Origin of the sequence: Nostoc sp. TCL26-01 (genome assembly GCF_013393945.1) — a bacterium.
GTDB lineage: Bacteria > Cyanobacteriota > Cyanobacteriia > Cyanobacteriales > Nostocaceae > Trichormus.
Window position 1 is genome coordinate 5,781,002 of sequence record NZ_CP040297.1, and the last position, 11,410, is coordinate 5,792,411.

Here is an 11,410-nt window from a genome sequence, read left to right on the forward strand (position 1 = left end):
TCTTAATTTTGCGGAAAGTTGCGTGCGGGGGTTTCCCCCGTTGAGCAAACTTTCCAAGACGAATTTTAAATTTTGAATTTTGAATTGGTATTATACCCAGTCTCAACAGACAATCTTTACTCGTCAGCGTAAGTTGTAGTTTAATCATCACTAACTTTGTTTTTTGGGGCTATGGATAAAGATATTGCTACTGTTAAATATAACACCCAATAAATATTACATAATCTTAGCAAATAGCTTTCCATAATATTATTCATTGCCAGGAACATTAAATAAGCCAGAGGCCAAAAATCCTCTGGTTTTTTAGATCCATAAGCCATACGCAATGAACGAAAATAAGTCATAAAGAAACTTGCTAAGAAAAGGAAAAATCCAATAAAACCCACATCGAGTAATAAATCAATAAAACCGTTGTGAGAATGGGGAGGACGATACCAAGAAGATATTTGTCTACCAGCAGCAAAAGCATAGGGGCTTTCTGGTGCATAAAATGCTCCTCGTCCAAAACCTAGTAAAGGTCTTTCCCATATTTGAGATGTAACATAATCCCAAATTACCGTCCGTCCTGTCAAAGTTGGATCTTTGCCTAAACCGCTTAAGATGTCTACCCATTGAGTTAAAACAAATGCACCGATACAGCCAAAAATTAGCACGGCAATATCTAAATAAACTACACTAATTTTTCCTTGCCAGCGAAATTTTCGATATAAGAGGAGAATAAATACAAGTAAAAAAGAAAGTACTAGAGAAGTCTTAGAGGTGGATAGTAACATCATTACCAGTGATATACCATAACCTACCCACTTATACAGGTTGTATATTGGTTTTTCTATAGGTAGCAAAAAAAATGCTAATGATCCTAACACCATCATGCTGCCAAAAGTATTTTTATAGTCATAGATGCCTCTCCAAGCACCTGGATGGTCTGACCCGTGAATAGCAGTTTCTGGATCGATAACAGCATAGACTACACTCAGCAAAGCCCCTAAACCTAATGTGAAAGCAACTAGTTTTACTTGTTCTCGTAAACTAAATCTGGTTGAAAAATATAGGGCAAACAATGTCATTTGCCCGACTTCTCGCATATCTTTAATTGTTGCTATGGGATATAATGACCAGAGAAATGATAATGAGACTACTAGCGTTAATATACAAAGTAAAGTATTTCGTTTGAGTGCATATAAAACTTTCTTTCTTTGAATAAAAATACCAACACCACTAATTAACCAAATAAAATATCTAAATAGACTTACCATCGCTGAGGATGGCAAGATACTACCTAGTCCTCCTGTGAAAAAAGTTAAGCTCAAAACAACTAAACAAATTTCCAGCCTAGCTAGATTTTTCTTCATCATAAAAATACATATTAATTGATAAAACTCATTGAATTGATACAGGTTTTTATTTAAAATACTTAAGCTGAAGAAATTTAACCATAGCAATTATGAAAATTGCCTACATAATTCTGGCACACAAACTACCTGCTCAGGTAGTTCGTCTGGTTCAACGACTAAAAAATGACGATACATCATTTTTTATCCACATTGACAGTAGAGCCAGCAATGAAATGTGTGATCATATCACAAAAGAGTTGCAAGGCATTAATAATATTTATTATATCGAAAGACATAGATGCTATTGGGGAGATTTTAGCCTTGTCGCGGCAACGATCGCAGCGATCAAACAACTAGTCAACTCAGATGTAGAATTCGACTATGCGATTCTACTATCAGGGCAAGATTATTTGATTAAGACAAATCAGCAAATCCAGCAATTTCTTCAGGAAAGACGTGGACAAGAGTTTATCGAATATTTTTCTTTAAAGTCTGATAATAGATGGACTAATCAAGATGGATGTTATCAGTCACTAAACAGAATCCAGCACTGGCATTTAAATTTCCGATTCAAGGGGCTGCATCTACATTTGCCAATACAACGGAGATTTCCTGTTAATTTTGAACCGTTTGGTGGTTCTCAGTGGTGGTGTCTGTCAAAAGAATGTATTCATTATATCAACAGTTTTATTACGAATAAACCTCAATACGTTAACTATTTTCAATATGTATTTATCCCTGATGAAGTTTTTTTTCAAACAATTATTGCTAACTCTCCGTTCCGGCAGAATGTTGTCAACGATGACTTAAGGTTTATTGATTGGGAACATCATAATCCTACGCCACCAGCAGTTTTAGATAAAGGTTACTTTGCACAACTTGTGAATTCACCGCAATTGTTTGCGAGGAAATTCGATATTACTAGAGATGCTAACATATTAGATTTAATTGACCAACATTTAGAGCGTTGTGCTAGTGAATTATCGCTCAGTTGTGTGGAGTAGCCTTGGGCAAAGAAGCAGTTAGGCTGGAGTGATGTACCTTGTTTAAATAAAGAGTGTTGTATCTAAGTATTAGATTTTATTAATATAGTTTAGTGTGTTCTAGTTAATTTTAACGTGAGTTCGACAAGTCTTTTTTGACCTCTCCCCCAACCCCTCTCCGACGCGGAGAGAGGAGCAAAGAGCATCACATATCAATGAAAAATCAAGCTTTTAAAGCCTCTCTCCTTTTAGGGGAGCCAGTTGCGTGGGCGGGTTTCCCGACTTGAGCAAACTGGCGTGAGAGGTTTGGAGAGGGGTTTTTTCAGTCGTCGAACTCACGTTAATTTTAATAGTTTTGTAAAAAATTTAAGAGGCAGGCAAGATGCCTACCCTATAAGAATTATGGCTAAATTCCGTAACTCCTTTATTTTAAGTATTGCTTAATTAAATCACTACGATTTTGGAATACAGATTGTTCATCAAACTGTTGCCCAGATAGAGCAGCGTTAAAAATTAATTTACTTAATTTTTCTCTATCTGTATTGAGTTCGCTGATTAAATTAGCTAGCTTTTGCCAATTATGAATTGGCACAAATGCACCACCACCAAATTCAGATACTAATCCCTCAGCATAAGGGCTACTGTAACCAATAATCGGGGAACCGGAAACTAAAGACTCAACTAAACATCGGGGTGATTCTGGTGTTTTATGACAGAATAAGAAAATATGATGATTTCTCATTGTCTCTAAAATTTGAGTGCGATCGCTGACAAATCCTGCTAGATGGATTTTCTCGCTAACCCCTAATTCCACAGCCAGGGATTTCATCTCTGACAGCAATGGCCCATCACCCAACCAAGTTGCTTGTAAGTTAACCCCAGCTTGACAAAGATGATGGATAACGCGCACCCAATCTAAAGGGCCTTTCATTTCGGCAACTCGTCCTACGTAACACAGCCGTAACGGTTCATGACTGGATATTGATTTAATTTTGCTGTCTAGACTAGCCGCATCAATTTGATCAGACTTGTGGGTGTGAATATCGTAAACACAATGAGAATTCTGGCAAAAAGGTGAATAAGCTGTATAACAGTCCTGTCCTTGGAAAAGCCCTAGTCGGCTACGACGAATCAGATACCTTTGATAGGGTTTGAGCAATGGCAATGTGACAAAATCTTTGAGCAACCGTTTGAGGGAAGCTTTCTTAAGTGACTCTTTTTTCCATAAAGTTCTGCCGATGACCTCATATTCTACCCGATCTGCCCAGACTGCATAGGGACGTTTGAGTTTCATCGCCGTCAAACAAGCGATCGCTCCCCAATCACCAATCACGCCACTGAGGGCGAAACAAAGATACTCGCACTCTTGGATTTTGTTACTCAATAACTGACTGGTGCTTTTGTAAGTTTTAATGAAATCAGGAATTTTATAAGCATAGGGTAAAGGAACTAATTCTAGGCGATCTGCACAGGGTAAATCAGCGATCGCTTGCCATGTCATTGATGTCTCACTATTGGCAGCAACATCTTCTGGAATCACTGGACAAGCCATCACCACCCGTTCAAAATTTTCTGCCCAGCGCACCAAGCCTTCACAGGTTTGATCATCAAAGCCTAAACGACCGCCTACTTCCCGAAATGGCACGGGCATGACTAACAAAATTCCCTTTTTCATCATTCAGATTTTATCTAAAAATAAGTTTGACAATTTACTCAAATCATGGATTAAGGCTCAGAAATCTTCACTGAGTCCCGTTCTGTGCGAATCCATGAACTTTGGGGACGTAGTAAAAACTGTAAATAAAGGGGAATTTTCCAGAGAATGTAAATAGGTATGGCCAGAAGTTGCCCCAAAGATAAATCAGCCCGCCCAAATTTTAGCCATGCGAGCAAAATTGCACTCAGCAATAGTAACCCGGCTGTAGCCATAACAATCGCCGACAACCAAATTCCGGCTGAGGCAGCAAATAGGAGAGTAATCACCATCAGTAATGACCAAATCATGATCAGTAATGATAGAGGTGGGACAGACAAGTCCAGAGCGCTAAGTAACAAATCTAACCTGCTTTGCTTAACTGCTGCTTGCATCAGCATCGGCACATAGGTGAATAAAGTCTTTAAATGACCATGTTCCCAACGAGTTCTTTGACTTTTAGCAGCTTTCGCTTGCTGTGGTAACAAAGCTGTGACATGAGCTTCTGGACAAAATACGGGACTAAATCCGGCTATAGTCAAATCCAAGCCTAGTTTCATATCTTCGACGATGTAACCACTGGCTAAATCAACGGTACGAATCACACTCCAGGGGAAAGCCATGCCTGTACCAGTTAACAAACAAGGAATGCCCATCTTAGCTAAACCCAGCAACCGCACAAAGTTCTTGACTTTAAAAGCAAATGCTGATACCGATTCTTTAGGGCTGGGGTGATGAGCTTTGGCTATTAAGTAGGTAGCTTGCACAGGTCGATTTGTGGCGATCGCATACTGACTTAATTGCTCAATTGCCCCTGGTGCAACCTCACAGTCAGCATCCACAAAAACTACCACATCTGGTGGATCTGACTCTAAAAACCTCAAGCCATAATCTAGAGCATATCCTTTACCCCGATGATGGGGATCATGGCGTTCGATGACTGTAGCACCTACTGTCCGAGCAATTTCTGCTGTGGCATCAGTACAATTATCGGCAATCACAACTAATTGATGTTGCTTTGCTAACTGTGATTTTATCTGTGTGAGGGTGGCGCTGATGACTGTTTCTTCGTTATGGGCTGGGACTAAAACTGTCACTTGATGATCACGTTCTGCAAAGTTATTAGACTGTTTCCCAGTGTTGAATAAAGCCGCAATACATTCTATGAATAAAACTAAACTTAAAATCAGTACTATTAATGCGCTGACTAGCAAAATTATCTGAGTTGATAAAACCCAATATTGGTTGATATTCATTTTTATACTGAGAATTAATTTACAAGGTTCATATCCCCCACTTCTCAAAGAAGTAGGGGATTTCACAAGACATCAGACCGAGAAGAATTAATAATTCGCGCAGGTATACCCACTGCTGTGGCGTTGGGGGGAACGTCGCTAAGAACTACGGCATTAGCACCAATATTAGCCCCATCACCGATGGTAACGTTGCCAAAAATTTTAGCCCCAGCCCCAACGTTGACATTTTTGCCCAACTTTGGCGCATCAAAAGGACGATCCACGTAGCGATTACCCAAAGTCACACCTTGACGAATAATACTGTCATCACCAATGGCACAATAACCATGAATCACAATTGCGCTCTGGTGTTCAATAATCACACGCCGACCAAGTTGGACTGTATAGGGTAATTCAATGCCATAGGTATTGCGGACTTTGCGATATAACATTCCATAGAGAATACTAAAAGGCGCACGCATCAGTTTAGGCTCAAGACTCATGCGCCAAACCCCAAAACGATGAATAGCCACGGCTCTAAATCCTGGCTTAGTCCAGTCTCGTCCGTGAGCAATCCAATCTTCTCGAATTTGCTGCCAAAGATTTAAAGTGGAAAGTTGGCTTGTGTTTGTCTCTTCTCCTAATTCTATTTGTGTGTTCATAATTAATTGTGGTTTTGGCGATCAATGAGTACTGTCTACTTTTTCTACACTTTTTTCGCTGGGCTGACTCTGGTAATAAAAATAGTTAGGTTCTTGTTGGACATCCACAGCATTAGCAACCATACCTAAAACGTTAACTTCTGAGCGTGATAGTAAAGCCTTGGCAGTTGTCATACTAGTTGAATCCACAAGACCAATTCTAGCCACGACTAAAACCCCATCTGCCATCTTGCTCAGAACCACTCCATCAGCATTTCCTAGCAAAGGAGGTGTATCAATAATTATATAGTCATACTCTGTGGATAAGCCTTCTAACAAAGTCCTCATAGCTTCAGAGTCAATTATTGCTAGAGGGTTGGGAGGAATCACACCACTAGTGAGTAGGGATAAGTTTGGTGTAACTGATTGTATGGTTGAGTGTAATTGCTCTTGCTCCGCGACAACGTTGCTTAAGCCTGTAGAGTTGATTAAATTCCAGAGATGATGTTGAGATGGGCGACGCAAATCTGCATCAATTAATAACACTCGTCGTCCTGTCTGAGCCATGACAGCCGCTAAATTAGCTGCTACTTGTGATTTTCCTTCTCCAGGGGTGGAACTAGTAACAGCAATTGTCCGAATTTTTTTATCTAAGCTAATAAATTTAAGATTAGCTTGCAGCATACCGAACGCTTCATGAATCATCGAGCGAGGAGATGTTTCTACGATGATGGTGTGAGGTTCGCTGGAGTTTAATGTGTTATTGTTCTTGTTTTGGAAAGTAGGAATTAGACCTAATAAGGTGTAGTTGAAAATTCCTTCTGCTTCTTTGACTGTCTTGACTTTTCTGTCAACTATGTCTACTAAGAAGGCAACCGCTATCCCAATTACTAACCCCCCAAATATTGCTACTATGAGAACTAACCCTTTCTTTTTGCCTGCCGATGGACTGCTACCAACTTCAGCCTCTTCTAAGATACGAGCATTACCAACAGTTTGACTTTCTACTATTTTTATTTCTTGGGATTTGACCAGTAAATTCTCATAGTTTTTTTGAGCAAGTGATAACTTTTGCTCTAGTTCGCCTTGAATTTTTTCTAAGTTAGGTATGGCTAATATTCTTTGATTATAAGAGTCTCTCAGGATAGAGAAAGACTTGAGTTTTTTTTCTAAACTCAAACGTTGTGAACGCAATTTTTCTAGCTCTAAAGGTACTTGCCGCTTGATTTCTCTCACTTGTAAATTAGTGATGTCAACCTGGATGGGATAGCCTAAATACTCGGTGATGCGTTGTTTTAAGATAGTTTTTAAAGCTGCTTCTTGACTTTTGAGATTGGTGATAATTGGGTTAGCATCTGTATAACGTGTCTGTTGCAGTTTTAATTGAGTTTGGGTTTTCTGCAATTCTGCTAATACTTCTTGGACACCAGGAGCTTGACTTAGAGAAGAAATTTCTACAGCTTGTTTAATGGGTAAATTTATTTGACTAGATAGTTGTTTTTCTCTGGCGAGCGATTCGGCGATTTGCACACGAGCATTATTAATTTCGTTATCCAGAGTCAAGGTATTTTTGACTAATCCAGTTGTTTCTTCTTTGAGATTGATAATCTGATTTTGGCGCTTAAATTGTAAGAGTGCTTTCTGTGATTGCTCCAGTTCAGCTTTGGCAGATGGCAATTGTTTATCGATAAAGTTACCGGCAGCGATCGCTTGAGAGCGATTAGTCAAGATATTATTGGCAATGTAAGATTTCATTACCTGATTGACTATTTTTTTTGCTAGTTCAGGATCGCGAGAGACATAGGAAACTGTTAACCCATCTGTCCCCATAATTGATGCGACATTGATCTCAATGGCTTCTGGTTGTAGTGGTTCTCCTTGTTCATCTTTGAGATTGAGAGTCTTGATCACTTCCTGGATGATGGGTTTGGATCTGACTAGCAAGGCTTGGGTGTCTAAAGGATTAGAACCAAGCGATTCTAAATCACCGATTTTCCCATCAATTCCTGTGAGAGCTGAGGTTCTATCTGTCTGAAACAGTAGTTTGCCAGTTGCTTCATAGGTGGTTGGTTGGAGACTTGACAAAGCTCCACCCAAAGTAGCGAAAGTTACAAACACTCCAGCAATAATCCACCAGCGACGTTTGAGGACTAGCAGATACTTTTGAATATCTATTTCTTCGGTAGAGTTTGTTGTCTCCATACAATTTACTTATCTTTATCTCAATTAGGTCGTTAGGGACATCTAAAAAAAATTGATATGAGTAAACCTAGATTATATCAATACTCCTGAGCAATCCGTAGATATACTGAGAAAAAGACTCAGCATAACTACTGTTTTCTTTTGATTCTGACTCTGGTTCATGTACTCATATCATGCAATTGCTGCTTTTTCATGATGTCTAATAACCTAACAAATCTTTTTGACTATAGAGGATAATTGTTACATTTTCCTAAAACTCTTCACGAAGAAGTAAAACTAGTAATTTGGTGTGTCTCCTATGTTAATTGTTGATGGCGTTGTGCTGTTAGAGTTTTGATCCAGCAAGACTGATGAAGATTTTACTAATCCAACTTCCATTTACTCGTGTATTAAATATTGCCACATCTATCTATGTATGAGTATGACGCTGGATTGGAGTTTGAGAGTTAGCGAAGTTCCTTCGTCAGAAGATTTGTTTGTATGTGTTCTTGCAACATGGGTTCTGTTTCTGAAGTCACATTCAGATGTTCATTACTTGAGGTGATGTTATCTGTCATCTGAAATATCTTTGACAAGCTTCTTTTCTCCCATTCGTGGAGACCACTGGGTTGAGTCTCTGACCAAGGATTACTGTAAAGGTTGAGTCTTTGTTGCAAGATTAAAAATAGGAAGGGAATCGCATCAAAAACATATCTTTTCCACAGTCGCTTAGGCTCACTGATGAGTCTGTAGAGCCATTCTAAACCAACTTCACTCATCCATCTAGGCGATCGCTTCACATAACCAGCCTCAAAATCAATCGTTGCACCAATAGCCATGAAGGTTTTGATGTTCTTAAATTGTTGTTGATATTTGGCAATCCACATTTCTTGTTTGGGCGCACCTACACCAATTGCTAAAACTGTAGCCTCAGAAGAGTTGATCAGTTTAACAATCTCCTGACATTCTTGTTCGTTTTTCTCAAATCCAAAAGAAGGTGAATGTGATGCAACTACTATATTCCGCCCGATTTTGGCATTGATTTTTCTTTGCGCTGTCTTGACTACTTCAGGTTCCGAACCTAGTAAAAAGATTTTGATCTTTTCATCATGCCGATAATATTCACAAAACGCTGGAAATAAATCTGATCCCGCTATTTTTTCTTGAATCGGCGCATTTAAGAAATGAGAGGCATACAACACAATTTTGCTGTCACAAACTGTGTAATCTGCTTTTTGATAAACAGAATAAAAGTCGGATTTCTTCTGTAATTGCATGATGTGGTTCACGTTGGGAGTGAACACAACACCACCAAACTGTAACTTTTCTAACAACTCCACCATCGTGATGTTGTTAATACTTACATTCAGCACCTTAGCTTGTTTCATAAATACTGTAAAAACCGCAACTCATTGGTTCAAAATATTCACTGTCTAGCCAAATCATTGCTTTTGATGGGAGAAACACACAAGACAATGCAGGTTTAGGGAATCATCGAATAGCCTGGGAACATCAAAATATCAAAAGTCAAACGAGTTCTATGGATTTTGATATTTTTTACATTTTGCATTCTAGTACAATCTACAAAATACTATTCAAACTTAAGCTTTAATTCAAATTAAATCAGGATTGATTTGGTTAAATATCTTAACTTTTCAGCTAGCTGTGTTGAGTAACTTTTGCAGTATTATTAGTACTTATGGTTGCTAGTCTATGCCTTTTATTCAAGACTTTGTATCAAGAACTAACTTGATAGTTACTACCGTCAGATACTTGTACTAGCTGATTAAGAATCGTTAATGTTTATTAATTTTAGTCTTTACTGAACTACGTGTATCAATGCTTAAAATGCTTATTCATGGTTGTACTATCTGTTTCTCTGTAATTTCCTATGGTTAGGATATCACGTTTTAAAGCTTACTTGGTAAAATTCCTGAAAACTAACTAGACTTTGACAAAAATTTATAGTGCTGTGAATGATATCTTTATATTTCACTGATGTTTTCCGCAAATGGTTTTACCTCAGTAACTACTTTACAAAAAGTTTATAGTTGTGTGTTGTTTCTGTTGGAATCTTGAAAAAATCCGTATATCTGACATTTCCAAAAATCAAAGGTGGTATTTTAAGTACAACAGATATTTCTTGACAACTGGATTGAATATTCAGTGATTTTCCAGACATAGAGAATATTCAGCAAATTAAATTAATATGGCAACGACAGTGCAGACATTCGTACCTGAACAATTGACCGAGGTAAGTTTTCCCATCACTACCCTGAGTGCAACAGTAATCATCCAGATACCTGAGAGGTTTAGTGTATTTGAAGCAGTAAGCTTGAAGCAAACCTGCCAAGACCTAATCCAAGGAGACACACGTCCGCAAGAGATCATTTTTGACTTCCAAAAAACCACTTTTATGGATAGTAGTGGTTTAGGAGCTTTGATTAATAGTTGGAAAACTACCCAAGAAGCAAAAATTATCATGCTTTTGAGGAATGTCACCCCTCAAGTTTTGGCAGTCCTCAACTTAACAGAACTACATCAGGTTTTTGCGATTGAGTCTAGTAGTACAACACCTTCCATAGCAGCCAACCAAGTCGTAAATATACAAAAAATTTCTCCTCGCCAAAAAGAGCAATTACCAGCTACTCACACTTCCGTAGGATCTTGGATTAAAAGATCAATAGATATTGTTGGTGCTTTAGTTGGCTTAGTGATTACAGGAATTTTGTTGATTCCTGTGGCGATCGCTATTCAAATTGACGATCCAGGCCCTATTTTCTTTGGTCAAATTCGTTGTGGTTGGATGGGCAAGCGATTTAAAATCTGGAAATTTCGCTCGATGTGTGTAGATGCAGAAGCGAAAAAATCCCAAGTGAAAAATCAAGTCCAGGGGGCTTTTTTCAAGAATGAACATGATCCCCGCATCACACGAGTAGGTACATTCATCCGCCGGACTAGCATTGATGAACTACCCCAGTTTTGGAATGTCTTGAAAGGAGACATGAGTTTAGTTGGAACTAGACCACCCACACCCGATGAAGTAGAACGCTATGAAGTCCCAGAATGGCAGCGCTTGGATGTGAAGCCAGGGATGACTGGAGAATGGCAAGTCAACGGACGTTCAACAGTACGTAGTTTTGAAGATGTAATTCGTCTGGATTTGCTCTATCAAAAGAACTGGAGTTTGTCGTACGATTTGCAGTTAATTTTCAAAACTGTGGCAGTTCTGTTTAATAAAAACAGTGGTGCTTGCTAATCTATCTAACTTAGTGTGTCTATTACTAGCTATCAAAACAAGATACCCGAATGCTCAACCGATTCGGGTATCTTGTTTTTTAGC

General features: G+C 38.7%; 8 protein-coding genes. 2 read left to right on the forward strand and 6 right to left on the reverse strand.

Annotated features, from left to right (window positions below; genetic code table 11):
- Positions 1 to 140: 140 nt before the first annotated feature.
- Positions 141 to 1,355, reverse strand: a complete 1,215-nt coding sequence (locus FD725_RS24945) for an O-antigen ligase (RefSeq protein ID WP_256871747.1) — start codon at positions 1,353 to 1,355, stop codon at positions 141 to 143.
- 89 nt (positions 1,356 to 1,444) lie between these two features.
- Between FD725_RS24945 and FD725_RS24950 the strand changes: the two genes are divergently transcribed.
- Positions 1,445 to 2,338: a beta-1,6-N-acetylglucosaminyltransferase gene (locus FD725_RS24950; RefSeq protein WP_179050633.1), complete on the forward strand. Its 894-nt coding sequence runs from the start codon at positions 1,445 to 1,447 to the stop codon at positions 2,336 to 2,338.
- 403 nt (positions 2,339 to 2,741) lie between these two features.
- Here the strand turns inward: FD725_RS24950 and FD725_RS24955 are convergent, their stop codons facing one another.
- From FD725_RS24955 to FD725_RS24975, 5 genes are all read right to left on the reverse strand, one after another.
- Positions 2,742 to 3,995 carry a glycosyltransferase gene (locus FD725_RS24955; protein ID WP_218653138.1) on the reverse strand — a complete coding sequence of 418 codons (1,254 nt, stop codon included), beginning with the start codon at positions 3,993 to 3,995 and terminating at the stop codon, positions 2,742 to 2,744.
- Positions 3,996 to 4,042: 47 nt separating this feature from the next.
- On the reverse strand, positions 4,043 to 5,266 hold the full coding sequence (locus FD725_RS24960) for a glycosyltransferase family 2 protein (protein WP_179050634.1): 1,224 nt from the start codon (positions 5,264 to 5,266) through the stop codon (positions 4,043 to 4,045).
- 62 nt (positions 5,267 to 5,328) lie between these two features.
- Positions 5,329 to 5,907, reverse strand: a complete 579-nt coding sequence (locus FD725_RS24965; RefSeq protein WP_179050635.1) for a serine O-acetyltransferase — start codon at positions 5,905 to 5,907, stop codon at positions 5,329 to 5,331.
- Between the two features lie 21 nt (positions 5,908 to 5,928).
- The gene (locus FD725_RS24970; protein WP_179050636.1) at positions 5,929 to 8,088 is read right to left on the reverse strand and encodes a polysaccharide biosynthesis tyrosine autokinase; all 2,160 of its coding nucleotides are present in this window, start codon (positions 8,086 to 8,088) and stop codon (positions 5,929 to 5,931) included.
- A gap of 446 nt (positions 8,089 to 8,534) precedes the next feature.
- A complete protein-coding gene (locus FD725_RS24975) occupies positions 8,535 to 9,455 on the reverse strand; it encodes a WecB/TagA/CpsF family glycosyltransferase (protein ID WP_179050637.1) in 921 nt (306 codons plus the stop codon).
- 821 nt (positions 9,456 to 10,276) lie between these two features.
- Here FD725_RS24975 and FD725_RS24980 point away from each other — a divergent pair.
- Entirely contained in the window at positions 10,277 to 11,326 is a 1,050-nt protein-coding gene (locus FD725_RS24980) for a sugar transferase (protein ID WP_179050638.1), read from the forward strand.
- The last annotated feature ends 84 nt before the right edge of the window (positions 11,327 to 11,410 follow it).